The following is a 26967-nucleotide window of genomic DNA, read 5'->3' as shown; positions in this document are numbered from 1 at the left end:
AACAGAACCGATCGAATTCGATCAGAACCGATCGCAATCGATATGGCGGGGTGACCTCTCTGGCGCCGACCAGGTACTTCGCGCGGCTGGTTGCACCCCGACGGTGCCCGCGCGACGGCCGAGCGGGCACCGGGTGCACCGGGCGGGTCGCTGCGCGCCTGCGGCGCGCCACTCAGGAATCTGAGCCTGTCACTTATGGCGCACTGTGTCATGCATAAAAAGGCGACAGGCCGCATCAGAGGGCGAAGGGATCCTCGTCAAGCTGTTTCCCCAGATGTTCAAGGGTATCCGTAAGGCTTGACGGTGCACCCTTCAGCTTTTCGCGCTGCTTGGCGACGCGGCCAACTAAGCGGACCGTCCGCTCCGACGAGATTCCGGGTGCGGCGGTGACCAAGGACCTTGCCACGTCTTCCGCCTCGCGCCATGCATGGACGTCCAGAAAACATTGGGCGAGTCGCGCGACTGGCGCGCTTGAGTAGCCAGTCGTGGCGTGGCGTCCTGGTTGTACAGATTGCAGTAGTAACTCGATTGCCTTCTCTGTGTCACCTGCGATCTGAAGCACATGACCCCACTGGCTGTCGATCTCTCCGTGGGTCACCCACCATGCCCAGTCCGGTGTGCCAAGCTCCGTACCGTCCTCGATCAGCGATCGGGCCCGTTCGAGCGACTCGATGGCATCCGACGTACGTCCCGTGCCGACGAGCCCCTTGGCTTCACGGAAGCGGAACATCGCCTCGACACGCGGCGACAGCCGTCCCTGGTTGAGTACTGATCGGGCGATGGACAGTGCCTCTTGATTCCGTCCGCGCCATTCACTCAGCGTGGCCATGTTTTGCAGCGTCAGCAACTCAATGGATCGATCCCCCGAGAGTTTCGCAAGGAACAGCGCCTGAAGATTGAAACGCTGGGCAGCGTCGTCTCTTTTCGCATCCCAAAGAGCCCAACCAGCGACTTCGGCAAGTTCTGCGGCAGCCGACTGAATGTCGCGTTCATGCCGCAGATCATAGTCTCCGTCTCCAAGTCGTCGATGTACGACCTTGAACGCGCGGCCTGCGGGCTCGGCGATGGATACCCCGTTGAGCTCGTTGTCCAGAGCGATGAGTCGACGGCTAGTCTCTCGGATGGCCTGCGAGAAGTCAGGTCCACGTGCCTCATTGAGCTTGAATATGCGGTCAGTGATAGCCGGTGGTTTCGTAGTTTCCGGCGAAGCTGTCGGCGCTGTTGCTTGCGACGCGCATTCGACGAGTTCCCCGTTTCCGTTGAGCAGCTTGTCCAGCGCTGAGGCCAGCTGCATCGACGGCTGCTGCTTTCCGGAGAGTACGCGGGACAGATAGGCGTGGTCGTAGTTCAGGCGCCGGGCGACCGCCCGGATGCTCATGCTCCGATCGCGAAGCAGGTCGCGGACTCTTCGGCTGAACTCCCCGCTGCTCATGGTGACCAGAGTACGGCTGTCACCACGGAGTCACCACCCAGTCACCAACCGCAACTGCGCATTCGCGGTTGTCTTGACGTACGCAAGGACCCCCGCGACCGGGCGAACGGTCCGGGGGCGTGGCCATCGCTAACAGGAGCGACAACATGACGGACACTAGTCCAGCCACCCCACCCGCGAACACTCCTTCAAGCACCGACTGCGATGTGTGTGCGTCGCTGTTGCGACAGCAAGGCGAAGCGAGGCGCAACGGTGATCAAAGGTGGGCGGCCGCCTGCCTCATTGAACTCCAGCGGCACCATGAGGGCCCGCTTCACAGCGAGGTAGCCCGATGAAGGGCCGCGCGATGATGACCATGCGCGTTTCGCGAGACGGCGGGAAGACCTACGGGCCGACGCGGGTCGTCAGGCCCACCGAACCCCTCGCGCCGCTGGAGACGTCGGTGTGGCCGCCGTGCCAGTGCCCCCAGTGCGCCCCGGGCGTAGAGGAGCAGCGCGCGCTGTTGGCGCTCTCCCGCTTCCCGCTGGAGGAGTCGCTCATGGGCCCCCTCTCGCGCGCCGTGCGGGAGGAGATCCGTGGATGGCGTAAGTGATGGCCCGTCAGCCTCGCCTGGCATGCACGAGTTCATAGCTGCCTGACAGGTACAACACCAAAGCCGCTAGCCCTCTGGCCAAGGTCAGAGGGCTAGCGATGTTCGCAAGGGGCGCATGTCAGTGTTGCTTGGGCCCGGTCTGCTGCACGACTTCGAACGACCACAGCGTGGAGCCTGATGCGGCGGGCTTCTGCTGGGGTGCGCCCTCCCCTCCGCGCTGGTGGGCCGCCTTCATGGGACCTTCCATCCAGGCTTGGAAGTCCTCTTCGCTGCGCCACCTCGTGTAGACGAGGTAGGTGTCAGTGCCTTCGACGGGCCGCAATAGTTCGAACCACTCGAACCCGTCTGAGTTCTCGACCGTCCCGGCCCGTGAGGCGAAGCGCTTTTCCAGCACCTCGCGCTGCTCCTCCGGGACCGTCAGCACATTGATCTTGACGATGCTCATGTCCCCATCCTGCCTCAGAGCATCGATCCCGGGCGTGACCGGGCCGCCACAGACATGGAAGCTTGGCGGCGACCTGGCCCCGGCAGGGGCTCACGCCGGATCCGGCAGGTCCATCAGCGCGAGGTCGGCAAGACCTGGTGAGCCGGGCGGGCGTCATCCCCTACAGACCGAACCCCTCGGTCCGTCGACGTCGCCTCGAGGCGACGCCATGTCGTCATGTCACGGCCAGGTGGCTGCGGTGGTGCCGAGGGGCCTCGGCCTCGTCGAGCAGGACGAGGGCGAAGTCCGCGTAGGAGACGCGCGCCGCGGTGTCACCGTGTTCGCGGATCTCGTAATGGCCGGTGCGCTCCCCCTCATGGTCGAAGTCGCCGACCGGGCTGATATACACCCAGTCCAGCGTGGCGCCTTCGGCGCGAAGCACCTCAAGACCGTCGGCGTGGGCCAGGCAGAAGGGCCGGAACTCGGCGGGGAAACCGGGCATGTCCAGCAGACGGGTCCCATCGGGGCCGGGCAGCAGCGATGCGAGCCCAACCGCGACAAGCCGGTCCACCCCGGCCTGGCGCAGGCCCTTGATGAGGGCATGTGCGGCGCTGGTGAAGAACGTCTCCGGGGCGATCGCCGCCGCCGTATTGATCGCGGCGTCATGCCCGGCCGCGAGGGCGGCGACGTCCGCCATGTCGGTGACGTCCCCGGCGGCGATCCGTACGCCGTCGTCCGCCAAGCCGCCGTAGCGGGACGGGTCGCGGACCACCGCGGTGACCTGGTGTCCACGCCGACGCGCTTCAGCGACGGCCTGCCGGCCGGCCCGGCCACCGGCCCCGAAAATCACGAACCTGCCCATCGTCGGAATACCTCCCGTTGACTCGATGCTCCGGAAGGTATCCGCACGGGTGGTTACCTCCCGGATACCGTGACCAGCCACCGGCCCCAGCCGACAGGCAGGAGAGAGCGTGACGCACCGCCAGCCGCTGTCCCCGGACATGTTCGACGAACTGTGTCCGTCCTCGCTGTTGCCCTTCCGCTTCGGCGACAAGTGGGCGGCTCTGATCATTCGCTGCCTGGAAGACGGCCCCCGCCGGTTCTCCGAGCTGCGTGTGCCACTGCACCGCGTGACCCCGAAGGTGCTCACACAGTCACTGCGTGGCCTGGAGCGAGGCGGGCTCGTCTCCCGCACCGTGCACGCCGACCGGAAACTGGGGGTCGAGTACGCGCTGACGCCACTGGGGCGCAGCATGTTGGAGCCCCTGTATTCCGCATGCGCGTGGGCAGCCGAGCACTGGGACGAGCTGCTCGACGCACGGGAGCAGCACACGACTCCGTAACGGCGGGAGCGGAGATCGCGACTCTCGGCTCGTGTCAGTGTCAGTGTCAGTGTCAGGAACTACTGTGCCGGGCATGGTCGAACACGATGCCCTCAGTGCCACCCGCGAGGGCTACGACGCTGCTGCCCCCGTGTACGCGCGGCTGTTCAGCGGTGAGCTGAGTGACAGGCCCCTGGACCGCGCGATCTTGAGTGTCTTCGCCGAGGTTGTCAGCGTGGGTGGCGACGGTCAGGTCGTGGACCTGGGGTGTGGAACCGGCCATATCACCGCTCATCTCGATGAGTTGGGGCTGGCGGTGTATGGCGTTGATGCCTCTCCCGGGATGATCAAGTTGGCTCGGGATGCCTATCCGGGTCTGCGGTTCGACGTGGGCTCGATGGCCGAGGTGGACATCGCCGACGGTGTGCTGGGCGGCGTACTCTCACGCTGGTCCATCATCCATACTCCACCGCAGGAAATCCCCGCCATCCTGGCGGAGTTCCACCGCGTGCTGGCCCCTGGCGGCCACCTTCTGATCGGCTTTTCGGCCAGCGATGATCCGTCTCACCCGACACAGGTCTTCGATCACGCGGTCGTGCCGGCCTATCGGTGGTGGCCGGATCACCTCGCCGCGCTGCTGCGCGAGGCCGGGCTCGCCGAGGTGGCCCGGATGGTGCGCCAGCCTCAGCCGACCGACCGACGGCAGTTCGAGGAGGTTTACCTGCTCGCCCGCAAGGCATAGGAGGCCCGTTGTCAGAGGCGCGCGGTACGGTCCGAGGCATGGCAGCCAGATTCGATCTGACCTTCGACTGTACGGACGCCCAGCGCCTCGCCGAGTTCTGGAAGACGGCGCTTGGCTATGTCGACGAGCCTCCGCCTCCTCCCTTCAAGACCCGCGAGGAGTGGCTGGCGCAGTTCGACCTGCCGGAGGACGATTCGGCGGACGACGGGGCGTGGCTCTGCGATCCGGAGGGGGTTGGGCCGCGGCTCTCGATCCTCAAGGTTCCCGAGCCCAAGACGGCGAAGAACCGGCTTCATATCGACGTCCGCGTGCCGGGCCACGGCGGCCCGGAGCAGCGGTGGGCGCGGATGAGGGCGGAGTCGGAGCGGCTGGTGAGGGCGGGCGGGAGCGTGGTGCAGGAGGTTGACGGGCACCACATCCTGATGGCCGACCCCGAGGGCAACGAGTTCTGCGTCGGCGCCGCTTCTGCATGAAGCCCGGAGACAAGGCGGGGAGGGCGGAGTGGTCAGTCCAGCGGGTCGGGCCACTCATGCGCGGGCAGCAGATCGCGCAGCCTTGCCGTTCTGCCGCGGCCCAGGACCACTTCGGTGTCGATGTTCGCCCAGTCGATCTGGCGTATGAACTCCCGGCACCGGCCGCACGGGGGGAGGACGTACAGGACGCCCTCATCGTCGCGCCATACCGCGACCACCTTCGCGATCCGGTACTCGCGGGCGGTGACCATGGCGGCGATGGCCGCGTGCTCGGCGCAGAATCCGGTGCCCGATCCGGTGTCGATGCACACGCCCGAGTAGGTGTTGCCGGCTTCGGTGATCAGCGTGGCCGCCACGTTGCCGAACAGCCGGTCACCCACCTGGTGCGGATTCAGCACGGCCTCGGCGGCAGCGATCAGTTCGTCGTTCGATGTCGTAGTGCTCATTTGGTGGAGGGTAGCGAGATGTGGGCCGGGTCCATGAGGCTGCTCCGCCGGGCTCGCCACCACGGCACGAGCTGGACGATGCCGAACGCCACCTCCACGACGAGGAAGAGCCACAGCAGCCGCGGGGCACCGTGGGCCGGGGCGTACGCGAGCCACATGCTGAACAGCGTGCGCGCGGCGCCGTCGTAGAGCCCGTGGACCGGCAGCGTCTTGAGGATCCGCAGGAGTGCCCCGCGTACAGGGTCTGGATCGGGTCGAGGGCGGGCAGGACGCCGAGCCCGAGTGCCTCGCCCAGCGACGACAGCGCGTCGTGCACCAGGGCATAGGTCCACGGGGTCGCGAAACCCGCTGTGATGACGAGGTCGTACCAGGCGCTCGCGCGTACGACGCGGAGGTAGGCGTGGTGGGAGGGGGCGAAGAGACGGATCATGGCGAGGCTCCTGTCGGGGTCACGGCAGCGACGCCTGACGCTAAACGGTGGAGTACTCTCCAAGGTCAAGTCCACAGAGCGGCGGAGGGCCATGCGTATCGGGGAGCTGGCCGCGCGAGCGGGGATCTCCAAGGACACCATTCGCTTCTACGAGAAGATCGGCCTCGTCACGGGACGGCGCCTGGCCAACGGCTATCGCGACTTCCCGCCGGAGATGTTGACCTGGCTGCATTACGTCCGCACCGCGCAGACGCTCGGCTTCTCGCTGGCCGAGATCGCCCGGCACGGCGAGGAACTGCGCGACGCGCCGGACTCGGCCGAGGCGCTGTCCGCGCTGTTCGAGGAGAAGATCCGGGTCATCGACGCGCGGATGGCGGAGCTCGCCGAGCTGCGGGCCGACCTCGACGCGCGCGTCGGCACCGGATGTCCGCTACGGGTGGCCGGGCAGGTGGCGGCGGGCTGAGTACGCGGCCTGTCCCGCTCACGTCGGCCACGCCCGGGTGAACCTCGATCACGGCGAATTGACGGCCGGTCACCCTGCACCTGGGGCTCCGCCCAAGACCGCCCCCCGGGGCGGAGCCCCGGTCTCCGGAGGGCCCGCCGCAGGGGTCAAGATCCGCCACAAACCCCCTAGGCGCCGGCGGCCGGGCGGTAGGTGCACACCTCCACGCCCGTCTTGCCGGTGACCGTGGAGACCAGCTCCAGCGGGCGCAGCACCCCGTCGTCCGGGAAGATCGTCTTTCCGCCGCCGAGGATCACCGGCATGCGCATCAGCCGGAGCTCGTCGACCAGGCCCTCCCGCAGCAGGGTGCGTACGAGCGTGGGGCTGCCCATGACCGACAGGTCGCCGCCCTCGGCCCTGTGCAGTTCGCGGAGGCGGGGGAGGGCCTGGCCGCCGGGGATGAGTGTGGTGTTCTGCCAGGTCAGCTCGGCCTCGCCCAGGGTGTGGGACACCACGTACTTGCGGATGCTGTTCATCTGATCGGCGAACGGGTCGCCGGCCCGCTCGGGCCACGCCGCGGCCATCGTCTGCCAGGTGCGGCGCCCGAACAGCAGGGCGCCGGCCTTGGACAGGGTGTCCGCGAAGGCGCCGCCCACCACCTCCGGATCGAAGAACGGATGGCTCCAGCCCCCGTGCGCGAAGCCGCCGTCGGTGTCCTCCTCGGCGCCGCCCGGCGCCTGCACGACGCCGTCCAGGCTGATGAACTCACTGATCACGATGCGCATGGGACTCGCTCCTCTTTACGGGTTTACGTGATGAAGACCGCTGAGCCGGTCCGAAGTCATCGCGCCCATGCGATCGGGTGATGTGAGGCGGGCCACACCAAGGGGACGATCAGAGCGTACGGCCGAAGAGGTCCAGAAGCGCGGTCCAGTGGCGCGCGTCCGCGTCGGCGTCGTAGGACGAGGCGTCGGCCTGGGTGTAGCCGTGCTGCGCGCCCGGATACACCTCGGAGCGGTGGCGTACCCCCGCGGCGGTCAGGGCCGCATCGAGGCGCTCGATCTGCTCGGGCGACATCGAGTGGTCCTTGTCGGCGTGGCCGAAGTACAGCTCGGCGGTGATGCGGTCGGCGACCAGGTGCGGGCTGTCGGGGGCGTCGGTGGCCAGGCCGCCGCCGTGGAAGCCGCCCACCGCCGCGACGCGGTCGGGGAACTCACCGGCCGTGCGCAGCGCCAGGCGGGCGCCCATGCAGTAGCCGGTGATGCCGACCGGCCCGTCCGTGGCCTGTGGGCAGTCGGCCAGCCAGCCCAGATACGCCCCGGCGTCGCGCGCGATCCGCTCGGGGGTGAGCGCGTGCATCATGGGCATGAGCTGCTGGAAGATCTCGGGGCGCCCGGCGAGGTCGATGAAGTCGGGGAGTTCCACGACCGGGGCGCGGTGGTTGCGGTAGAGGACGTTGGGGACCAGTACGGTGTAGCCCGCCCTGGCCAGGCGGTCGGCCATCTTCTTCAGCTGCGGGCGCACCCCGAAGGCGTCCATGTAGAGCAGGACCGCGGGGTGGGGGCTGTTGTCGTCGGGGTGGGCCAGATAGGCGTCGGCGGTGCCGTCCGGGGTGGGGATGTCCACGGATGTTCCGTGCACGGCGGTCATCGGCGTCGCTCCTTTTTCTGTTGGGTTTCTGCCCGATATGTCTTGTGCGACTGTTGGGTATTCGGGGTGCGGCGTGTGCGGGTCTCTGTGCGGGCCGCCTCGCGGCTTCCTTCCCGGCGATTCAAGAAACGCCCAAGGTTCCCGCACGTTCCCACCGGCACGGTGGTCGTTGTCGGCCAGTCGGCCGCATCACCGTATCGGGAGGGAACCACCGATGAAGCGCACGCCGCTCATGATTTCCGCCGTCCTCGCCTCGTCGATGGCCGTCATGGCCACGGCGACCACGGCGGAGGCCGCCACCCGTCCCGCCATCGCGAAGTCGATACTCAACCACCGCGGCATATCCCTGGCCACCACGCACGAAAGCGGCGTGCGGGACAAGGCCAACGCCAAGCAGAACATCGTGGACACCGCCGCCGGGCGGAAGGCCAAGCGCAGCAGCTACGGCACCGCCCCCGGCCGGTCGGTCACGCTCAACAAGACCATGCTGAGCGCGATGCTGAAGCTGAACACCGCGAAGCGGTTCACCTTCAAGGTCACCGAGGTCGCGGGCGGCAGCCACTCGCGCGGCTCGAAGCACTACGCGGGCCGGGCCTTCGACGTCGGCACCGTCAACGGCAAGCGGGTCAGCACCTCGGGGGCCGGCTACAACAACGCCAAGAAGTTCATGCGGGCGTGCCGCTCCTACGGGGCCGTGCTCGTGCTGGGCCCCGGAAACGCGGGTCACTCCACCCACGTCCACTGCCAGTGGTGACGGCTCCGGTGCTCCGTGTGACGGAGGCCGATTAGCCGAGCCCCCCGACCCCCTGGTGAAATTGGGGTGGACCTCGCGGCTCATCCGGACGACTGAGCGGTACTTTTCGGACAACCCTCGACGGCGGTCAGGTGACGAGGGGGTATTCCGCGTCTGATTACAGGGCTCAGTAAGGTCTCAAACATCCGGATCGAGCGACAAGAGCGAGTGGGGGAGCGGCAGGGCGTGGCGAACGCGGAGCGAGGCGGACTGCGGAGATCCCCGGATTCGGGGCCCCGCCCCGGCGCCGTCGGGGCACGGACTTCACGGAGCGTACTGGTACTCGGGGCGCTGTGGCTCCTCGCCGGTGTGCTGGCCGTCCGTCAGGCCGCGGCGGTGCTGCGGCTGCCGCCCGACGAACGGTTGACCGACCTGGAGACCTGGATCGGCGAGCAGGGTGTCCTGCATGTGAGCGGGTCGCTGTACGACAGTGACGCGTTCACCGGGACACCCTTCTCGGGGCTGGTGCTCAAGCCGCTGACCCGCGGCGCCGAGGAGAGCCTCGGCTACGCCTGGACCTTCGGCACGCTGCTGCTGGTCGTGGTGCTCGCCCTGGTCGCGGCCCGCTCCCTGCCCGGCCCGGTCTCCCGGCGCACCTCGCTGCTCGCCGTGCCCGTGGCGCTCAGCCTGCTGGTGCTCTCGCTGCCCGTACGGAACACCTTCACGCTCGGCCAGACCAGCATCATCCCGGTGGTGCTGGTGCTGCTCACCGTGTTGCCCGCGACCTCGGGGCGGCAGACGAGCGTGCTCATCGGCGTGGCCGCGGCGCTCCAGCCCGCGCTGCTGCTGTTCGCGGTGGTCCTGTGGCTGATCGGGCGGCGGCGGGTGGCGGGCCTGGCGGCCGCCACCTTCGCCACGTGCACCGCGCTCGCCTGGGCGGCGATGCCGCACGACTCGTGGACGTACTGGGCGTATCACATCGGCGGGGCCGGGCTCGGCGCGCCCGCGGACAGCCTGGCCAACCAGTCCCTGCACGGGCTGCTGCTGAGGGTCGGGCTTTCGGGCCCGGCCGAGCTGGCGCTGCTGGTGGTGCTCGCGGTGGCGGTGGCCGTGGTCGGTCTGCGGCGGGCCGCGTACTACGCCAAGGACGGGCAGCTGCTGCTGGCCGCGGCGATCACCGGCAGTGTGGCGCTGGCGATTTCGCCCACGTCCTGGCAGTACCAGCAGCTGTGGATCCTGCTGGCCGTCGTCGGGCGGGTCGGCCGGCGCGCCACGGACCGGCTGGTGTGGCCGGTGCTGGTGGTGCTGGTGATGACCCTCAACCGCAGTGCGCTGCTGCCCGGTATCGAGATTCTGGGTTATATCGGATATAACGCACCGCTGCTGGCGGCCCTCGCCGCCGCCTGTCTGGTGCCCTTCCTCTCCCGTGACTCCCCCGCGTGGGACCGCCCCGAGCCGACGCCGGTGGCCGAGCCGGACAAGGGGCGCTTCGCGTGGGTGCCGCTGCTGCGCTTCGTACGGCGGCCGCTCTCCCGCCCCAATCTGCTGCTCGAGCTGATGCTCATCCGCATCGGCTACTTCGGATACTCCTACATCCGCGCGCACGCCCCCGACTCGCGGACCCTCGCGGAGAGCCACGGACACCAGATCCTCACGGTCGAGAACTGGCTGGGAATCGACATCGAGCACTGGTTCAACAGCGTGGTGGCGGACACACCATGGCTGAGGGACAGCATGAACTGGTACTACAGCACCTTCCACTTCCTGGTGCCGCTGTCCCTGCTGGCCTGGCTGTATCTGCGCCGCCCCGTGACCTACCGCTGGGCCCGCACCCCGCTGGCCTTCGCCACGCTCCTCGCGCTGGTCGGCTTCTGGCTCTACCCGACCGCCCCGCCCCGCCTCATGGGCCTCGGCTTCGTCGACACCGCCCACGGGCCGCAGGACCTGGACAATCCGGACTTCGGCGCGCTGACCAAGCTCTCCAACCAGTACGCGGCCATGCCCTCGCTGCATGTGGGCTGGTCGCTGTGGTGCGGGGTCGTCATCGCGATCGTGGCGCCGTATGTGTGGCTGAAGGTGCTCGGCCTGATGTACCCGCTGATGACCACCGCGGTGATCGTCGGCACGGCGAACCACTGGGTGCTGGACGCGGTCGGCGGCGGGGTGGTCGTGGCCGCCGGGTTCGGGCTCCAGTACCTGCTGTTCGGCGTCGGGAAGCGGCCGAAGGAGGAGCCCGCCGGGCCGCTGTGGCCGATCGGATTCCGCAGGCGCGAACCGAGGCCGGAGGCCGTGGCATCGGCGGCGGTTTCGGTGCCGCCGCCCAGGCCGTCCAAGGAGTCCGTCCCCGAGGCCGCCGAGCCGACGGAGGCCACCGGCCCCGGCTCGCGTTGAAGGGTGCGACGAAGCGCATTAGCGTGGATAAGAGGGACGGGCCCGGACGGGTGGAGCGTGGCGCGGGGCCCGCGCCCGGGGGCCGACCGAGGGGGGTGTCACACCCGGAGGAGTGATCCCCCATGTCCCTTGCCATGGTGGCCACCGCGGCGGCCGCGGCGTCGATGGTCGCGGTGTCCCCCGCGGTCTCGCCGCCCTGCCCCGTCGCGTTCGTCCACTCGAGGTTCGCGCCGGCCGCCGAGGCGGCCAGTCGCACGGCGGTGACGTACAACACCAAGCTGGTGCCCACCTCCGCCATGGTCGTCGTCGTGGAGTTCCTGGGCAAGCCGCGGTACGAGCACGGGAACGACCACGGACACCAGCACTACCGCATGGAGGGCGAGGCCCGGTCCACGCCGACCGGTACGCCCACCGGCTCGCCGAGCCCGCAAGCCAAGCAGGAAGGCACCAGCGTCATGGTGTGGCTGCACGGGGCCAAGGCGAACCACACCTTCGGGGCGCATGTCCATACGAAGACCTGCGGGACCAAGCCCGACGACTCGGGTCCGCACTACCAGAACACGAAGGACCCGAAGCAGCCGTCGGTCAACCCGAAGTACGCCAATCCGCAGAACGAGGTATGGCTGACCCTCAAGACCGACAGCTCCGGGGACGCCCACGCCATGACCCATGTGAACTGGCGGTTCCGGGACTCCCAGGCGCGTTCGTTCGTGATCCATGAGCATGGGACGGCCACGCAGAAGGGCAAGGCCGGAGTGGCGGGCGCGCGGGTGGCGTGCGTGAAGGTGCCGTTCAAGGGCTACAAGTAAGGGGCAGAGCCGCCGGTCAGGGCGCGGCGGGTGTCTGCGGCGCGGGGATCAGCAGCCCGCGCCGCACCGACGCGTCGCGGACCTCCTCGTACAGCGCGCGCAGCGTGTCGCTGACGGCGACCCGCGGGAGCTGGAGCCGGTCCAGGGCGTCGGCGTCCATGGCGGCGTTGGCGTCGGTGGGCATGTCGTGCCAGCCCTGGCCGGTGAGGTACCGCATCAGCGCGGGGTTGAGCCGGTCCACCCCGCGCACCAGGCAGGCCTCGGGCGTACGGCCCTCCTCGTACTCGTGCCACAGGGCCAGGAACTCGGGCCGCAGCGTGTCCGGGAGGGTGGCGAAGGGGTCCTCGTCGGGATCCCCATCGATTTCGGGGTCGAGGCCGGAGTCGAGGCCGGTGTCGAGTTCGACGAGGTCGTGCATCAGACAGAGCTTGAGCATCTTGGTCAGGTCGAGGCACTGGCCGGCCTCGCGCTCGAACTCGGCGTGCAGTATCCAGCTGACCATCGCCAGGTGCCAGGAGTGCTCGGCCACGCTCTCCTTGCGGACGGCGGTGGCGTTGTTGGCGCGCTCGATCTCCCGCAGCCGGGCCGTGAAGGCGATGAAGTCGAAGAGTCTTCGGAACTCGTGCTCGTGCTGTGCGCCGGGCGCGCCGCTCATGTCGTTCATGGCGGACAGTGTGCCCCCGGCCGGGGGCACGGCGGCACTCCCGGGGCCGGTCCGCGGTCAGCCGTACGTCACCCGCAGCTCCTTGATCCCGTTCAGCCAGGGCGAGCGCAGCCGCCTGGGGTCGCCCGTGAGCCGGATGTCCGGCAGGGCGTCGGCGATCGCGTTGAAGATGAGCCGGATCTCCAGCTCCGCGAGGCTCTTGCCGAGGCAGAAGTGCGGGCCGCCGCCGCCGAAGCCCAGGTGCGGGTTGGGGTCGCGGGTGATGTCGAAGACCTCGGGCCGGTCGAAGACCTCCGGGTCGTGGTTGGCGGAGGAGTAGAAGATGCCGACCCGCTGGCCCGCCTTGATCCGCTGCCCGCCGAGTTCGGTGTCCTGGGTGGCGGTGCGCTGGAAGGACATGACGGGGGTGGCCCACCGGACGATCTCGTCGGCGGCGGTGGCCGGGCGCTCGCGCTTGAACAGCTCCCACTGGTCGGGGTGGGTGAGGAAGGCGTGCATGCCGTGGCTGATGGCGTTGCGCGTGGTCTCGTTGCCCGCGACCGCGAGCAGCAGGACGAAGAAGCCGAACTCGTCGGAGCCGAGGTTGCCGTGGTCCTCGGCGGCGACCAGCTGGCTGACGATGTCCTTGGCCGGGCAGGACTTGCGGTCGGCCGCCAGGTTCATGGAGTACGAGATCAGCTCCATGGCCGACTCCGCGCCGATCTCCTCGGTGATGGCGAGCTCCGGGTCGTCGTACGCCACCATCTTGTTGGACCAGTCGAAGATCTTGGAGCGGTCCTGCTGCGGAATGCCGATCAGCTCGGCGATGGCCTGGAGCGGCAGTTCGCAGGCCACATCGGTGACGAAGTCGCCGCTGCCGTCCTCCTTGGCCCCGGCCACGATGCGGGTGGCGCGCTCGCGCAGCGCGTCCTCCAGTGAGCGGATCGCGCGCGGGGTGAAGCCGCGCTGGACGATCTGGCGGACCCGGGTGTGCTCGGGCGGGTCCATATTGAGCATGATCAGCTTCTGGACGTCGATCTGGTCGCGCTGGATGTGCTCGTTGAAGCGGATGATCGCGGTGTTGAGGTGGGAGGAGAAGATCTCCGGCTTGGTCGACACCTCTTTGACATCGGCGTGGCGGGTGACGGCCCAGTAGCCGTCGTCGCCGAAGCCCGCGATGCCGTGCGGCTGGGGGGTCCACCACACCCTCGCGGTCTGCCTCATCCGGGCGAACTCCGGGAGTGGCAGACGGTGCTGGTAGATGTCGGGGTCGGTGAAATCGAAGCCTTCGGGCAGCGCTGGACAGGACATCGGCCACTCCAGATCTGACGGCCTATCAGAAGTACCCGCGAAGGTAGTAACGGGTTCTATAAGTGGCAAGTGCTATGCCGCCTTTGTTGCGGCGGACGGGCGCACAACGGGCTTGCACGCCCCTTGCGTCGCCGGGTGAGACGTCAGCAGACTGACTGAGGAACTAGAACGCGTACTAGTTCCGTCGCGGGCGCTGCCGGGAGCCCCGCGGAGACAGGAGAGGACTGACGAGTCATGGCCGCGGAACCCGTCATCGTCGAAGCCGTACGCACGCCCATCGGCAAGCGCGGAGGCGCGCTCGCCGCCCTGCACCCCGCCTATCTGCTCGGCGAGACCTACCGCGAACTCCTCGCCCGCACCGGCATCCAGCCCGACTGCGTGGAGCAGATCGTCGGAGGCACCGTCACCCACGCCGGCGAGCAGTCGATGAACCCCGCGCGCACCGCATGGCTCGCCGTGGGCCTGCCGTACGAGACCGCGGCCACCACCGTGGACTGTCAGTGCGGCTCCTCGCAACAGGCCAACCACATGGTGGCCAACATGGTCGCGACCGGGGTCATCGACATCGGCATCGGCTGCGGCGTCGAGGCCATGTCGCGGGTGCCGCTGGGCAGCGGCTCCAAGCACGGGCCCGGCAAGCCGTTTCCGGACGAGTGGAACGTCGATCTGCCCAATCAGTTCGAGGCGGCGGAGCGGATCGCCCGCCGGCGCGGGCTCACCCGGGAGAAGGTCGACGCCCTCGGGCTCCTCTCGCAGGAGCGGGCCGCCCGCGCGTGGGCCGAGGAGCGCTTCAAGCGCGAGACCTTCGCGGTGCAGGTGCCGACGGACGAGGACGAGCAGGCCGCCGGGCAGGGCATGTGGCGGCTCGTCGACCGGGACGAGGGACTGCGCGACACCAGCATGGAGGCGCTCGGCGGGCTCAAGCCGGTGATGCCGACCGCCGTGCACACCGCGGGCAACTCCTCCCAGATCTCCGACGGCGCGGCCGCGGTGCTGTGGGCGTCCAAGCGGATGGCGCGGGCGCTCAAGCTCAAGCCGCGTGCCCGGATCGTCGCCCAGGCGCTGGTCGGCACCGACCCGCACTACCACCTGGACGGGCCGGTCGACGCGACCCGCGCGGTGCTCGGCAAGGCGGGGATGACGCTCAAGGACATCGACGTCGTCGAGATCAACGAGGCGTTCGCGTCCGTGGTGTTGTCCTGGGCGCAGGTCTTCGAGCAGGGCCTGGAGAAGGTGAACGTCAACGGCGGCGCGATAGCACTGGGGCACCCGGTGGGCGCCACCGGCGCCCGCCTGATCACCACCGCCCTGCATGAACTGGAGCGCGCGGACAAGGAGTTCGCGCTGATCACGATGTGCGCGGGTGGCGCACTGGCGACCGGGACGATCATTCAGCGGCTGTGAGCACCGTGAGCACCGCCTGTGACCAGGGCCTGGAGGGCGGGTCGCAGGGCGGCGGCGATCTCCTCCGGGGAGGCGCGGCGCAGGTCCTCGATGCCGAGCAGCTGATGGCCGATGGTCACGCCGACCGTGGTGGCCACGGCGAGCGCGGCGTGCAGCCGGGCGTCGTGGGCCTCGTGGGCCTCGTGGGCGTCCTGGGCCTCGTGGTCGGCCTCGTGCCCGGCTGACATGGCCGCCGCGAGCTCGGTGATCTGACGGTCGAGGGTGGCACGCGCCGCCTCCGCCGCCTCCGGGTGGGTGAGCATGGAGCGCAGCATCGCCAGCGAGGCCTCCGGCAGCCCGCCGATCTTCATCCCGAGCGAGGCCAGCAGGGAGTCCGTGAGCGCCTCGGGGCCGCCGGTCCGCGGCCGGTCCTCCGCCCCGGCGACCGAGATCCGCACGGCCTGGGAGAACAGCTCCTGCTTCGAGCCGAAGTACTGCATGACCAGCGCGGGGTCGACCTGCGCCGCCGAGGCGACCGCCCGGATCGTGGTGCGCTCGAAGCCGCGCTCGGCGAACAGCTCGCGGGCGGCGGCGAGGATGCGCCGCTCGGTGTTGCGGCGGCGCTCGGCGCGGGTGGGTCCGGCTGCGGTCATGTCTCCGACTCTACCGATCGCTCCACGACTGTTGACCTGGGCGGCACTCGCTCTACACTCGTTGAGTCAACGCATGTTGAGCGAAACTTGTGAGCGAACGGAGCGCATCGTCATGCCCGAAACCACCGCCGCGCCATATGAGATCGTCGAGCGCTTCCACCGCGCGATGCTGAAGAAGTCCGCGGACGACCTCGCCGACCTGTACGCGGTCGACGCCCGCCACGAGTTCCCGTTCCTGTTCCCCGGGCTGCCCGCGTGCTTCAACGGGCGCGAGGAGATCCGGGCGGGCTACCGGGCGATGTGGGGCGCGACTCCCGTGGAGCCCGAGGCGATCCGCGATGTGGTGATCCACGAGGCCGCGGAGGCCGGCACGGTCGTCGTCGAGCAGACCGTGGTCGGGGCGCTGGCGCCGACCGGCCGCCCCGTCACCGTCCCGGGGATCCTGGTGATCCGGGTCCGGGACGGCCTGATCGTCCACACCCGCGACTACATGGACGGGCTCGGCGTGGCCAAGGCCACCGACCGCCTGCCGGACGTCGTCGCCGCGCTCGGCGGATAGCCCGCGGCTCCGGCGCGGTCTCCGGTCACGGCTCCCTGAAGGCGACCGGCGCGTCGAAGGCCGCCCGGCGGGTCGCGCGGCGCAGGGCCCTGAGGACCGTACGGCCGAGGGTGAGGGTGAGCACCACCGTCACCACCGCGCGCGGAAGGTCCCAGCCGAGGGAGGTCGCCAGGCAGTACGCGACGAAGCGGGCCAGGTTGTGCGACAGCGGATCGCCGGGCACGAACGACACGCCCGAGGCCATCCCGGCGAGATACGGCCAGCCCTGGAGATTCATCACCGTGCCGTACAGGACGGAGGCCACCGCCCCGTATCCGGCGAGCAGCAGCAGCTCACCGCGCCCGCGCAGCCGGTCGGCGCCGGGCAGCAGGCCCGCGCCCATGCCCACCCACCCCATGGACAGCATCTGGAACGGCATCCACGGCCCCACCCCGCCCGTCAGCAGCGCGGAGGCGAACATCGACACCACGCCGAGTACGAAGCCGAAGCCCGGGCCCAGCACCCGCCCCGAGAGCACCATCAGGAAGAACATCGGCTCGATGCCCGCCGTCCCCGCGCCCAGCGGCCGCAGCGCGGCCCCGGCGGCCGCCAGCACCCCCAGCATCGCCACGGCCTTGGCGCCGATACCGGTGTCGGCGATCGTCGCCACGACGACGGCCAGCAGCAGCGGCAGCAGGGCGGCGAACAGCCAGGGCGCGTCGGCGGAGTGGGCGAGCCCGGACGCGGAGTCGGCGAGCAGCGGCCAGCCGAAGGCGGCGACCCCGATCGCGGAGACCAGCGCGAGGGCGGCGACGGAGCGGGTGCCGAGGCGGACGGCGCGGACCTGGCGCCCCGCGTTCGTCCCCCTTGCCCCGCCCGGTACGGCGCCGTCGCCACGTGCCGTCATACGGTCCGCTCCCGCTCCTCCAGGGCCCGCCGCACCTGCCGGACCGTCAGCCACGGCTGCGGGGCCAGCACCTTGGCGACCTGCGGGGCGAATGCCGGGGAGGACACCACGACCCGCGCCGTCGGGCCGTCGGCCACCACCTCCCCGTCGGCCAGGATCACCACCCGGTGGGCGAGCTCGGCGGCCAGCTCCACGTCATGCGTGGCCAGCACGGTCGCGTGGCCGTCGGCGGCCAGCCCGCGCAGGATCTCGACCAGGCGCGCCTTCGCCGCGTAGTCAAGGCCGCGGGTCGGCTCGTCGAGCAGGAGCAGCGGCGGGCGCGCGGTGAGGACGACCGACAGAGCCAGCGCGAGCCGCTGGCCCTCGGACAGATCGCGGGGGTGTGCCGAGTCCGCCACGCCCGGCAGCAGCCGGCCGACCAGCTCCCGGCAGCTGCCTTGGGCCGCGCCCGCGTCCCGGTCGGCCGCCGCGCACTCCGCGGCGACCGTGTCGGCGTAGAGCAGATCGCGCGGCTCCTGCGGTACGAGGCCGACGTGGCGCAGCAGTTCGGCGGGGCGCGTGCGGTGCGGTACCACAGCTCCTACGCGTACCGAGCCGGAGGCGGGCGTGTGCATCCCCACCAGCGTGGACAGCAGAGTCGACTTGCCCGCGCCGTTGCGGCCCATCAGCGCCACCGTCTCGCCCGGCCGCACCGACAGGTCCACGCCCCGCAGCGCCTCGATTCGACCGTGGCGTACGGCCAGCCGCACCGCCTCGGCGACGGGCTCACCGTCCCCCGCGTGCGGATCTCCGTCCGGGGTGTGCGGCGCCAGCCGCTCCCGCAGCGGCGCCGCCCTGCGGCGGGCGTCCCGTACGGACAGCGGGAGCGGGGACCAGCCCGCGAGGCGGCCGAGCTCGACCACGGGCGGCTGGACGGGCGAGACCGCCAAAACCTCGGCCGGGTCCCCGACGACGGGGGCGGCGCCGGGGTGGGGCAGCAGGATCAGCTGATCCGCGTACTGGACCACCCGCTCCAGGCGGTGCTCGGCCAAAAGCACCGTGGTGCCCAGGTCGTGCACCAGCCGCTGGAGCACCGCCAGGACCTCCTCCGCCGCCGCCGGGTCCAGCGCCGACGTCGGCTCGTCGAGGACCAGGACGCGCGGGTGTGTGGTGAGCACCGAGCCTATGGCGACCCGCTGCCGCTGGCCGCCGGAGAGCGTCGTGATGGGCCGGTCGCGCAGCTCGGCCAGGCCGAGCAGGTCCAGGGTCTCCTCGACCCGGCGGCGCATGGTGTCCGGCGGGACGCCCAGCGACTCCATGCCGTAGGCGAGTTCGTCCTCGACGGTGTCCGTGACGAAGTGGGCCAGCGGGTCCTGGCCCACCGTGCCCACGACATCGGCCAGTTCACGCGGCTTGTGGGTGCGGGTGTCGCGGCCCGCCACGGTGACCCGCCCGCGCAGCGTGCCGCCTGTGAAGTGCGGCACCAGCCCGGAGACGGCGCCCAGAAGAGTCGACTTGCCGACCCCCGAGGGGCCGACGAGCAGATACAGCTCCCCCTCCGGAACGGTCAGGTCCACGCCCCGCAGCACGGGCTGCGGGGCGTCGTCGTAGGTGACGGACACCTGCTCGAAGCGGATCACCGCGTGGCCTCCTTGCCGGTGTCCTCGCTGGTCTTCTGTGAGGTGGGGCGCGGCACGGCGGCCACCGGGGCCGGAGCCCGCGACGGGGCCTGTGACGGGGTCTGGGACGCGGCCCGGTCGGGCGCGGGCGCCACGAACGCCGGGACCAGCCCGACCAGCACGCTCGCCGCCGGCCACAGCGGCAGCACGGGCGAGGTGAGCGGTACGGCGGGCGGGTCCAGGGCCTGCGGGGCGTACGAGGCCGCCCAGATCATCAGGCCCGCCACCGCCACCCCGGACCCGGCCACCAGCCACGCCCGCGCGTCCCACCGGTCCGGCCGGTAGCGGCTGCGCACCGAACGGCGGCCGCCCAGCCACAGCCCGCCGAGCGCGGCGGCGAGCCCCGCCAGCAGCACCGGCAGGCCGAAGCCCGCGCCCTGCGCGGCCAGCAGCCCGTACGTACCGGCGCACACCCCGAGCAGCCCGCCGAGGGTGAGCGCGGCGGTGGCGCGGGCCACGGCGGGCGGGACCTGGGCGGTGCGGCCGTAGCCGCGTGCGTCCATCGCGGCCGCCAGCGCCACGGACCGCTCCAGCGCCCCCTCCAGCACCGGCAGCCCCACCTGGAGCAGGGCGCGCACCCCGCGGTCGGGGCGGCCGCGCAGCCGGCGGGCGGCGCGCAGCCGCTGGACGTCCGAGACCAGGTTCGGGGCGAAGGTCATCGCGACCACGACCGCCACGCCCGCCTCGTACAGCGCGCCGGGCAGCGACTTGAGCAGCCGGGCGGGGTTGGCGAGCGCGTTCGCCGCGCCCACGCAGACCAGGAGGGTGGCCAGCTTCAGCCCGTCGTACAGCGCGAAGACCAGCCCCTCGGCGGTGACCCGGCCGCCGATCCGCACGCCCTGCGCCCAGTCGGGGAGCGGGACTTCGGGGAGCGTGACCAGTACGTGGGTGCCGGGGATCGGCGAGCCCAGGAGCACCGCGAAGCACAGCCGGATCGCCAGCACCAGGAGCCCCAGCTTGAGGAACGCGCCGTACGAGCGCGCCCACGGCGCGTCGGTGCGGCGCGCGGCGACCACATAGCCCGCCACGCCGACGAGCAGCCCCAGCAGCAGCGGGTTGGTGGTGCGGGAGGCGGCCGTGGCCAGCCCGAGGGCCCACAGCCACCAGGCCCCGGCGTGCAGCGCGCCACGCGAGCTGTGCGTGGTGTGCGTGGTGCGCGCGGTGTGTGCGGTGCGCGCGGTGCGCGGGTGTCCGGCGGCGGCCCGGTCGGCGCCGCTCATCGCCGGTGGTGGCGGCGCGACTGCCAGACGGCGGCGGCCCCCAGCGCGACCACGGCGGCCAGACCGCCGATCAGCCCGGCCGACGGGCCGCCGCCTCCACCGCCCTGTCCGCCGCCCCCGCTGTCCCCGCCGTCTCCGACCTGTCCGCCACTGCCGCCGTCCGACGGGGCGTCGACCTGCTCGCCGCAGCCCGTGGCGGGGTAACCGGCGATGGCGCACAGCAGGGCGGCGGAGTTGTAGCGCAGCGGCTTGGCGACGGCCGCCAGCGCGTCCCCGGCGCTCGCGTCCTCGCCGACCCGCGCGCACTCCGTGCGGGGCTCGGGCGGGGTGCGGTGGTCGGGGGCGTCGGCGGCGGTGCCGAAGTCGAGGACCACGGCGACGCGTTTGGTGCCGCCCTTCGCGGGGGTGTCCGCGCACACCGTCTCGAACCCGGCCGAGCTGCGCGGCCGGGTCGCGTCCCCCGAGTCCTCGCTCACCGCGAACCGGAACCCGACCGTGTCGCCGTCGCCCGGCCGGGCCGTGGCGGGCCCCTGCGTGGCGTACGTCCAGCCGTCCTCGCCCCGCTCCCGCTGCCAGAACGACCAGTAGCGGTAGCCCGCGGCCTGCGCGGGGGAGGCGCCGAGGGCGAGCGCGGACACCATCGTGGACACGAACACGGCGCAGAAGGCGAGGGCGGCGCGGGACGGACGCGCGGCGGCGGGCCGCGGCGCAGGGCGAGCGGGCTCCCCCTGCGTCGGCCGGTCGGCCGATGACCTTGGGGCCGCCGGCGCGGGTTCGGGTCGCTCGGCGGGAGGCAGCCCCATCAGAGCTGCTGCTTCTTCCGGCCGCTCAGCAGGAAGCCGATGCCGATGCCGGCCACCGCGAAGACGCCCACCGTCCACCAGACGCCGCCGACACCCCCCTTGTCGTCGTCCTTCTTCTCCCCGTCCTTGTCCTTGCCCTCATCCGAGTCCGCCTGCGACCCGGACGCCGAGACCGACTCCGGCTTCGGGCCGGTGGCGTTCAGCTGCTGGACGAGGTCGGCGCCGCCGAAGCTGCGCGGATCCGCCCCGGCCGCGTGCGCCGCGAGGACCAGCTTGGCCAGCGCCCCCGGGTCGCCCTTCGCCCACGCCAGCGCGCCGTTCTTCTCGTTCTGGAGCCACTGGAGGGGCTTGGCCGCGGTCGCGCTGTGCTCCCCGGCGGCCAGGGCGACTATCGCGTCCGCCGTGCCGCCGAAGTCGGGCTGGTCCTCGGCACCGGGCATCGCGGACAGCAAGTGGCTGCCGTGCCCGGCCATGGTGTCCGCCAGATACGCGGCGGCGGCCCGCGCGGCCTCGGTCACCCGGGCCGGCTTGGCGCTCCCGCTCTTGTCGCTCTTGTCGTCCTTGCCGCCCGAGCCGCAGTCCAAGGGCTCCGGGGCCTTGCCGGCGTCCTTGCCCGCGGGCTCGAAGACCCAGCCCTTGCCCTCGGTGGCCAGCGCGGCGGCCGTCGTCGCCAGGTCGTTCGCGACCGGCTTGCCCTTGTCCGCCGTATACGCGAACGCCCCGCGCTGCCCCTCCTTGGCGTCACACCCCAGCTGGAGGCCGAGCAGCACGTCGTACGGCGTCCGGCCGTCCTTGGCCGACTTCACCTGCTTCGGGTCCTGGCCCGCGGCGGCGAAGGCGCCGACGGCGGCGGAGGTGGAGTTGGCGTCGCTCGGGCTGCCCGGGCTCATGCCCCAGCCGCCGTCGTCGTTCTGGTTCTTCTTCAGCCAGCCGACGCCCTTCTCGACCGCGGCGCTGCGCCCACCGACCGCGGCCAGCGCCTGTACCGCCGCCGCTGTCGCGTCGGTGAACTCGCCCTTCTTCGGGTCGCACGCGGCGGAGGCGTCGGCCCGGTACGCGGCGAAGCCGCCGTCCTCGCACTGCTGGCCGGCCAGCCAGTCGATGGCCGATCTCGCCGGGGTCACCCCGACCGCGTCCTGCGCCAGCAGCGCGAGCGACTGCCGCCACACCCCGTCGAACTTCGGGTCCTTGGCGCCGTACAGCCCCTTGGGCAGCGCCGCCGAGCCGGACGGCTTGGGGGAGGGCTTGGCGTCGGCGAACGCGGCGGGGGCGGCGGCCGTGCACAGGGCGGCCAGGGCGGCCAGAGCCGTGGCGCTGCGGCGTACGTTCATGGCGACGGTGCCTCTCGGTCGGGGGTCTCGGCGGTGGCTGGGCAGCGGTACGCGGCCGCGCACGGCCAACCACCCCGCACGCCGAGGGACGTGCGAACGCGATGACACCGGGCTCAGCTCCGCATACCTCGACGGTGCCGCCGCCGGGCGGGCCGGCGGCGGGAGCCTGCGGTGCGCCCGACCAGGTGTCCCGGCTCGTACGCCCTGCGGCACACAGCCCGTACTCACGGTTGCGGGTCAGCGCCGGAATCTCACCGGCTTCCCCCGATCGGACGCGGATGAAGTTTTCACGCATACCTTATCCGGCGCCCACGGGGGCCGGACCACGGCGGTCGGGCCCTTGGGGGTGGGCTGGGGAGCGGGCGAGGGGGCGGGCGAGGGAGCGGGCGACGGGGCGGGCGCATACTCCTCCCATGGATCTGGACATCCGGTTCCGCTTCGGGCTGACGCCGTTGGCCGAGGTGCGGCCGTGGGGGCGGGGCGACCGCCCGGTGCTGCACTGGTTCGGGCTGACCGACGGCTGGTACGTGATCGACCTCGGCGAGCACGAGCTGCTGCGCTACTCCGAGCGCACGGTGCGGCGGCTGCGGGGCGGCGAGGGCGGCGGAGGCGCCGGCCCGGCGCATCCGTATGCGGACTACTACGTGGTCCGGCTCTGGGAGGACCTGCTCGCGCTGCTGCCGGCTGCGCTTGAGCCGGTACCTGAGGACCTGGCCGACTTCGTGGCCCGCGACTCCTCCGGCTGGCACTGGGAGGACACCCCGGAGGCCGAGGCCGCTGCGCAGTGGCACGGCGGCCGCACCCTGAACACGGGGTATCTGCGCGTCGCGCCCGACATCCGCTGCTGGCGGACCGTCGCCGGGGCAGACGACGTCATGCATGTCAGCTGGACGCATCAGCCGGATCCCGAGGACGAGATCGACTTCGCCGCGCCGGCCACGGGCCGGGTGACCCTGCCGACCAGCGCCTTTGTGGCCGCCGTCGGCGAGCTCGACCGTGCGCTGCTGGAGGCGATGGAACGGCGGATCGGCGAGCTGGCGGCTGCGGGGCCGCCGCCGGGCGTCGAGCTGGACCTGGAGCAGCTGCGCCGTGAGCACCGGGACCGCGCGGGGTGGCTGGCGCGGGCGCGGGAGTACGAGTACGCCACCGACTGGGCCGCCGTACGGGCGGGCGCGGCGGCGCTCCTCAGATCACCAGGCCGGGGCTGCGGGTGAGGCCCAGGAGGCCGAGCAGGCGCTCCATCATGTCCTCGAACAGCGGCACCGGGTCGTCCAGGACGTAGGACAGATGGCCGTAGACGGCCAGGCAGAGCATGCCGTAGATCTGGCGCCAGCAGGTGAGCATCAGGAACGCGACGCCGAGGGGGACTTCGAGGCCGATGACCTCGCGGTAGGTCCGCAGCTGGGCCACCAGCGCCGGGTCGAGCTCCTCGTCCGCAGGGCAGGCCAGCTTCCCCTCGCGCCACAGCCGGGTGAAGCCCCGTCCGAACACCCCGCCCAGCTCGCGCGATATGACGTGCGGGATGTCGTCCGCGGTCTTGGCCGCCGAGGGGTAGCCGGCGCCCATGAGCAGGTTGAACTCCGCCGGGTTGGCCACGGACCAGTCCAGCACGGCACGGGCGGCGGCGTGCAGCTGCGCGCTCACGTCGTCGGGGTCCTGACGCCCCACCGCGCGGTCGACCGTCTGGATGAACTCCGTGGTGACGTCGTCGTAGACGGCGCGGATGAGCCCGTTCCTGCCCTCGAAGTAGCGGTAGAGGGCGGGTGAGGTCACGCCGACGCTGCGGGCCACGGCGGCGACGGTGAGACCCTCGATGCCCTCCGCGGCGGTGATCCGGCGGGCGGCGGCCCTGACATCGCGCTCCAGCTCCGCGCGCAGCCGCTCCCGCCGCGACAGCCCTGCCGCGCGCTCGCCTCCGTCTGCGTCTCGGTCTGCGTCTCGGTCTGTGCCGGACACCGTCGCCTCCTTGTCGTGGTGGGGTGCGCCCCAATGATCCTTCATCGGCTGTCGGGCGTACCGGTCAACCGAGTTGCTGTGAAGGTGCGTTGCGTGGTTAATACTATTCTCGCTTCTAAGGGTAGTCACGGAGGTCGTGTTGGTTGCGGCTGCGGGGGAAGGCGAAGAGCTGAGTGAGTAAGACCTGTGTGTCCGGTGTGCGCGGGTGGGTCGCGGTGGCGGCCGCGACCGTGCTCGCGGTGGGAGGCGTGACCGCGTGCGGCGCGTCCGACGACTCGGGAAAGGGCCCCGGGCGATCCGGCGCCTCGGACGGTGGTGGGCGCAAGTCCGGGGCGGATGCGGCTGATTCGGGGGATGCGGCTGATTCGGGGGAATGGTCGGGGGAATCCGGGCTCGCCGGGGCGATGAGAGACCTCTCCCGCGTGACCTCGGCCACCGGGCCGGTGATCTGCTGGGACGACGACGACAAGGGCGAGCAGGTGGCGGCCTTCGACGCCACGTTCAGCAAGCGGGTCGCCACGTACTCCGAGGAGCCGCTGTTGTCCCGGCTCTCCAAGATCGCCGAGGAGGCGGACGCGGACCGGGCGTTCGTGCGTAGCCCTTGCGGGGAGCGGCCGTACGGCGAGAGTGCGGCGGACCTGGGAGTCAGCCCGGTCTCCCCGGACGGTCGGCGGGTTGCGGTCGAGGTGGTCACGGACGAGGTGGGCGCCCTCACGTCGTCGCATGTGGGGTGGCTGGACCTGGTGACGGGGGAGTTCACGGACTTCACCGAGGCCGCGCGGAAGGGGGGCTACAGCCCGGAGACACACTCCGACGCGTTCCCCGGATTCGCCCCGGACGGATCGCTGTGGTTCCTGCGGGATGAGCAGGTGTACTACTCGGCGGATGAGAGCGGTCGTCTCACCCGGCACCCGATCAGCAAGGCCTGCCATGACGAGCGATCCAAGAAGAACGGCTTCTACCGCCCGGTGAAGTCGGCGGCCGTCACCTGTCCGCGCCTCATCCACCCGAGCGGGAAGTTCGCTGTCTCTCCCGGCAGGATCATCGACGGCATTGACTCGTATGACGGGTTCGACCTCGATCTCCTGGCACCCCACATGGACCGGCTCGACGACGACACGGTCTTCGGCGACCCCTCCGACCAGATGGTCGTGCGCGACGGCGACGAGACGCGCGACTGTGACCCCGTGGCGTGGATCAACGCCGACGACGTCCTCTGCGAGGGGGCGTCCAACACCTTCTTCTCCGTCCGGGCCGACGCGAGCGAGATGGGAAACAAGCCCGACGGCCCGCTGGAGGCCGTGGTGAAGGCGGAGATCGCCCCCGAGACGGAGAGCAAGGTTCTTTCCGTGGCCGTTTCCGCGGATCGTCAATACCTCTACATCGCATCGGAAGACGTCCTGAACGACGGCGGCGTAAAGCTGTATCGGGCCGGCTTGACGTCGCCCGGGGAGCCGGAGGAGTTGGGGTCGCTGCCGCAGGGGGTGGGGGACGACTTCGTGCTCCGCGGAAACTTCCAGACCGGCGATTTCCAGTAGCTACGTACCTCGGGGGCATCGAATGTCGAAATGGTGGCCGCGCAGGTGGTCGTTGCGAGTGCTGTTGTCAGTCGGGATCGCGCTGGCCGTTTCGGCCGGCCTGCTCACCGCGTGGCAGGTGGCGGCCAACCGGCCGGGAAAGCTGGCCGTCAAGGTCACGGGCCTTCCCGTCAAGGCGGGTTTCGCACTTCACGTGAGCGGGGCGAACGGATTCAGCGAAGACCTGACGAGCGATAAGACGCTCTCCGTCAAGCCGGGTGACTACCGCATCACGGCGAAGGCCAGCCATGCGAAGGGAAACGTCTACTACACGGCGGACGAGACCACGACCTGGACGGTGGACAGCGGTGAGACCGAGCGGGCGGTGATCGATTACGCCGTGGCCCTCTCCGAGAAGACGACGGTCCTGAACACCGCCGACACCGCCGACTCCGGACTGCACAGGCGCCCCGGCAAGTCGGAGCTGGTCTTCGCCGCGGGCTCGGCGGCGGCACGCAAGCTGAAGAAGGGCGACTTCGTCGTCGCCGCCGAGAGCGAGCGGACGCCGCGGGGGCTGGTGCGCGAGGTGCGCGGGGTGACCCGGGAGAAGGGCCGGGTCGTCGTCCGGACCAAGGACGCCACGCTTCGGCAGGCGATGCCCAAGGCCGTGCTGAGGGTCGAGGACACTTCGGGCTCCTCGGGCTCCTCGGGCTCTTCGGGCTCCTCGGGCTCCTCGGGCGACGCGAAGACCGGGATGCAGCCCGCGTCGTACCGGATGCCGGCGGCGGCCGCGTCGTCCAGCCCCGACCCTGAGGGTTTTCAGCCCGAGCTTTCCATCGGCGTGGACACCTGGAGGGGCAAGGGCGCGCTCTCCAGAATGAAATGCAGCGGTTCGTTGGCGCTCGTCAAGTTCGAGCACGGCCCGATGAAATTCGGTATGGCCGGTTCCGACTTCGGGTGGAACTGGCGAGACGGGGCCTGGGCCCGCATGAACGTCCAGGTGCAGCAGACATACAAGCTGACTCTGGGATCGCCGGTGGGCGCGTCGTGCCCCTCGGGCGGCACCGCCCGCCACCAGGTCCGCTGGAGCGGTGGAGCGCTGGCGGCCACCCCGTCCCTGGAGGACTTCACGCCGCACAACGAGCCGGTCCGTTAGCCACC

General features: G+C 71.0%; 28 protein-coding genes, 1 pseudogene and 1 riboswitch. Of the genes and pseudogenes, 13 read left to right on the top strand and 16 right to left on the bottom strand.

All coding sequences use genetic code 11. The features are described 5' to 3' along the window. Positions 1-235: 235 nt before the first annotated feature. The gene (locus tag ABTY62_RS22970) at positions 236-1432 is read right to left on the bottom strand and encodes an NsdA family TPR-like regulatory protein (protein WP_352131291.1); all 1197 of its coding nucleotides are present in this window, start codon (positions 1430-1432) and stop codon (positions 236-238) included. 355 nt (positions 1433-1787) lie between these two features. Between ABTY62_RS22970 and ABTY62_RS22965 the strand changes: the two genes are divergently transcribed. Further along, positions 1788-2024 (top strand): hypothetical protein, encoded by a 237-nt coding sequence (locus ABTY62_RS22965; RefSeq protein WP_352131290.1) that lies wholly within the window; start codon positions 1788-1790, stop codon positions 2022-2024. Positions 2025-2142: 118 nt separating this feature from the next. Here ABTY62_RS22965 and ABTY62_RS22960 read toward each other — a convergent pair whose 3' ends face one another. Next, a complete protein-coding gene (locus ABTY62_RS22960) occupies positions 2143-2469 on the bottom strand; it encodes an antibiotic biosynthesis monooxygenase family protein (protein ID WP_352131289.1) in 327 nt (108 codons plus the stop codon). A gap of 214 nt (positions 2470-2683) precedes the next feature. Further along, positions 2684-3310, bottom strand: coding sequence for an NAD(P)-dependent oxidoreductase (locus tag ABTY62_RS22955; protein WP_352131288.1), 627 nt, complete (start codon positions 3308-3310; stop codon positions 2684-2686). 139 nt (positions 3311-3449) lie between these two features. Between ABTY62_RS22955 and ABTY62_RS22950 the strand changes: the two genes are divergently transcribed. The 3 genes from ABTY62_RS22950 to ABTY62_RS22940 all read left to right on the top strand — a co-directional run bounded on the left by ABTY62_RS22950 (position 3450) and on the right by ABTY62_RS22940 (position 4985). Beyond that, positions 3450-3791 carry a winged helix-turn-helix transcriptional regulator gene (locus tag ABTY62_RS22950; RefSeq protein ID WP_352131420.1) on the top strand — a complete coding sequence of 114 codons (342 nt, stop codon included), beginning with the start codon at positions 3450-3452 and terminating at the stop codon, positions 3789-3791. Between the two features lie 73 nt (positions 3792-3864). After that, complete coding sequence (locus tag ABTY62_RS22945; protein ID WP_352131287.1) at positions 3865-4512, top strand: class I SAM-dependent methyltransferase; 648 nt, start codon at positions 3865-3867, stop codon at positions 4510-4512. Positions 4513-4550: 38 nt separating this feature from the next. Next, positions 4551-4985, top strand: coding sequence for a VOC family protein (locus ABTY62_RS22940; RefSeq protein ID WP_352131286.1), 435 nt, complete (start codon positions 4551-4553; stop codon positions 4983-4985). A 32-nt stretch (positions 4986-5017) separates the two neighbouring features. On the opposite strand, the gene ABTY62_RS22935 is transcribed toward ABTY62_RS22940, so the two are convergent. Continuing rightward, positions 5018-5431 (bottom strand): cytidine deaminase family protein, encoded by a 414-nt coding sequence (locus tag ABTY62_RS22935; protein ID WP_352131285.1) that lies wholly within the window; start codon positions 5429-5431, stop codon positions 5018-5020. Continuing rightward, positions 5428-5861 (bottom strand): annotated as a pseudogene (locus ABTY62_RS22930) (hypothetical protein). The gene ABTY62_RS22935 and the pseudogene ABTY62_RS22930 overlap by 4 nt, the downstream one beginning before the upstream one ends. Positions 5862-5952: 91 nt before the next feature. Here ABTY62_RS22930 and ABTY62_RS22925 point away from each other — a divergent pair. Beyond that, positions 5953-6324 (top strand): MerR family transcriptional regulator, encoded by a 372-nt coding sequence (locus tag ABTY62_RS22925; protein ID WP_311722815.1) that lies wholly within the window; start codon positions 5953-5955, stop codon positions 6322-6324. A 167-nt stretch (positions 6325-6491) separates the two neighbouring features. Here ABTY62_RS22925 and ABTY62_RS22920 read toward each other — a convergent pair whose 3' ends face one another. Continuing rightward, positions 6492-7088: a dihydrofolate reductase family protein gene (locus ABTY62_RS22920; protein WP_352131284.1), complete on the bottom strand. Its 597-nt coding sequence runs from the start codon at positions 7086-7088 to the stop codon at positions 6492-6494. Positions 7089-7197: 109 nt separating this feature from the next. Next, on the bottom strand, positions 7198-7953 hold the full coding sequence (locus tag ABTY62_RS22915; protein WP_352131283.1) for a dienelactone hydrolase family protein: 756 nt from the start codon (positions 7951-7953) through the stop codon (positions 7198-7200). A 214-nt stretch (positions 7954-8167) separates the two neighbouring features. Between ABTY62_RS22915 and ABTY62_RS22910 the strand changes: the two genes are divergently transcribed. The 3 genes from ABTY62_RS22910 (at position 8168) to ABTY62_RS22900 (ending at position 11886) form a co-directional block, all read left to right on the top strand. Continuing rightward, complete coding sequence (locus tag ABTY62_RS22910) at positions 8168-8707, top strand: hypothetical protein (RefSeq protein ID WP_352131282.1); 540 nt, start codon at positions 8168-8170, stop codon at positions 8705-8707. A 315-nt stretch (positions 8708-9022) separates the two neighbouring features. Further along, the gene (locus ABTY62_RS22905; RefSeq protein ID WP_352131419.1) at positions 9023-11077 is read left to right on the top strand and encodes a bifunctional glycosyltransferase 87/phosphatase PAP2 family protein; all 2055 of its coding nucleotides are present in this window, start codon (positions 9023-9025) and stop codon (positions 11075-11077) included. 122 nt (positions 11078-11199) lie between these two features. Further along, entirely contained in the window at positions 11200-11886 is a 687-nt protein-coding gene (locus ABTY62_RS22900; protein WP_352131281.1) for a superoxide dismutase family protein, read from the top strand. A 16-nt stretch (positions 11887-11902) separates the two neighbouring features. Here the strand turns inward: ABTY62_RS22900 and ABTY62_RS22895 are convergent, their stop codons facing one another. Then, the gene (locus ABTY62_RS22895) at positions 11903-12550 is read right to left on the bottom strand and encodes an HD domain-containing protein (protein ID WP_352131280.1); all 648 of its coding nucleotides are present in this window, start codon (positions 12548-12550) and stop codon (positions 11903-11905) included. 57 nt (positions 12551-12607) lie between these two features. Then, positions 12608-13840 (bottom strand): cytochrome P450, encoded by a 1233-nt coding sequence (locus tag ABTY62_RS22890; RefSeq protein WP_352131279.1) that lies wholly within the window; start codon positions 13838-13840, stop codon positions 12608-12610. A 234-nt stretch (positions 13841-14074) separates the two neighbouring features. On the opposite strand from ABTY62_RS22890, the gene ABTY62_RS22885 reads away from it, so the two are divergent. Continuing rightward, positions 14075-15244, top strand: coding sequence for a steroid 3-ketoacyl-CoA thiolase (locus ABTY62_RS22885; RefSeq protein ID WP_352131278.1), 1170 nt, complete (start codon positions 14075-14077; stop codon positions 15242-15244). On the opposite strand, the gene ABTY62_RS22880 is transcribed toward ABTY62_RS22885, so the two are convergent. Continuing rightward, positions 15232-15876 (bottom strand): TetR/AcrR family transcriptional regulator, encoded by a 645-nt coding sequence (locus ABTY62_RS22880; protein ID WP_352131277.1) that lies wholly within the window; start codon positions 15874-15876, stop codon positions 15232-15234. The two genes, ABTY62_RS22885 and ABTY62_RS22880, sit on opposite strands and share 13 nt — an antisense overlap. 112 nt (positions 15877-15988) lie before the next feature. Here ABTY62_RS22880 and ABTY62_RS22875 point away from each other — a divergent pair, with 112 nt between their 5' ends. Beyond that, on the top strand, positions 15989-16435 hold the full coding sequence (locus ABTY62_RS22875) for a nuclear transport factor 2 family protein (RefSeq protein WP_352131276.1): 447 nt from the start codon (positions 15989-15991) through the stop codon (positions 16433-16435). Positions 16436-16460: 25 nt separating this feature from the next. On the opposite strand, the gene ABTY62_RS22870 is transcribed toward ABTY62_RS22875, so the two are convergent. The 5 genes from ABTY62_RS22870 to ABTY62_RS22850 form a co-directional block, all read right to left on the bottom strand. Beyond that, positions 16461-17321, bottom strand: a complete 861-nt coding sequence (locus ABTY62_RS22870; protein ID WP_352131275.1) for an ECF transporter S component — start codon at positions 17319-17321, stop codon at positions 16461-16463. Beyond that, positions 17318-18940, bottom strand: a complete 1623-nt coding sequence (locus ABTY62_RS22865) for an ABC transporter ATP-binding protein (RefSeq protein WP_352131274.1) — start codon at positions 18938-18940, stop codon at positions 17318-17320. Before ABTY62_RS22865 ends, ABTY62_RS22870 begins: the two co-directional genes overlap by 4 nt. Next, entirely contained in the window at positions 18937-20199 is a 1263-nt protein-coding gene (locus ABTY62_RS22860) for a CbiQ family ECF transporter T component (RefSeq protein ID WP_352131273.1), read from the bottom strand. The genes ABTY62_RS22865 and ABTY62_RS22860 overlap by 4 nt, the downstream gene beginning before the upstream one ends. Beyond that, the gene (locus ABTY62_RS22855) at positions 20196-20840 is read right to left on the bottom strand and encodes an SCO2322 family protein (protein WP_352131418.1); all 645 of its coding nucleotides are present in this window, start codon (positions 20838-20840) and stop codon (positions 20196-20198) included. Before ABTY62_RS22855 ends, ABTY62_RS22860 begins: the two co-directional genes overlap by 4 nt. Before the next feature lie 161 nt (positions 20841-21001). After that, entirely contained in the window at positions 21002-22333 is a 1332-nt protein-coding gene (locus ABTY62_RS22850; protein ID WP_352131272.1) for an SCO2321 family membrane protein, read from the bottom strand. Between the two features lie 162 nt (positions 22334-22495). After that, a riboswitch (cobalamin riboswitch) is annotated at positions 22496-22621 on the bottom strand. 125 nt (positions 22622-22746) lie between these two features. On the opposite strand from ABTY62_RS22850, the gene ABTY62_RS22845 reads away from it, so the two are divergent. Then, entirely contained in the window at positions 22747-23547 is an 801-nt protein-coding gene (locus tag ABTY62_RS22845; protein ID WP_352131271.1) for a DUF5984 family protein, read from the top strand. Here the strand turns inward: ABTY62_RS22845 and ABTY62_RS22840 are convergent. Next, entirely contained in the window at positions 23519-24289 is a 771-nt protein-coding gene (locus ABTY62_RS22840) for a TetR/AcrR family transcriptional regulator (protein WP_352131270.1), read from the bottom strand. The two genes, ABTY62_RS22845 and ABTY62_RS22840, sit on opposite strands and share 29 nt — an antisense overlap. A 422-nt stretch (positions 24290-24711) precedes the next feature. Between ABTY62_RS22840 and ABTY62_RS22835 the strand changes: the two genes are divergently transcribed. Further along, positions 24712-25827, top strand: coding sequence for a hypothetical protein (locus ABTY62_RS22835; protein ID WP_352131269.1), 1116 nt, complete (start codon positions 24712-24714; stop codon positions 25825-25827). Between the two features lie 58 nt (positions 25828-25885). Then, positions 25886-26962: a hypothetical protein gene (locus ABTY62_RS22830; RefSeq protein ID WP_352131268.1), complete on the top strand. Its 1077-nt coding sequence runs from the start codon at positions 25886-25888 to the stop codon at positions 26960-26962. Positions 26963-26967 lie beyond the last annotated feature (5 nt).

Source organism: Streptomyces sp. NPDC097640, from assembly GCF_040302705.1.
In the GTDB taxonomy this organism is placed as follows: Bacteria; Actinomycetota; Actinomycetes; order Streptomycetales; family Streptomycetaceae; genus Streptomyces.
This window is presented reverse-complemented; position numbering and strand designations above follow the sequence as displayed.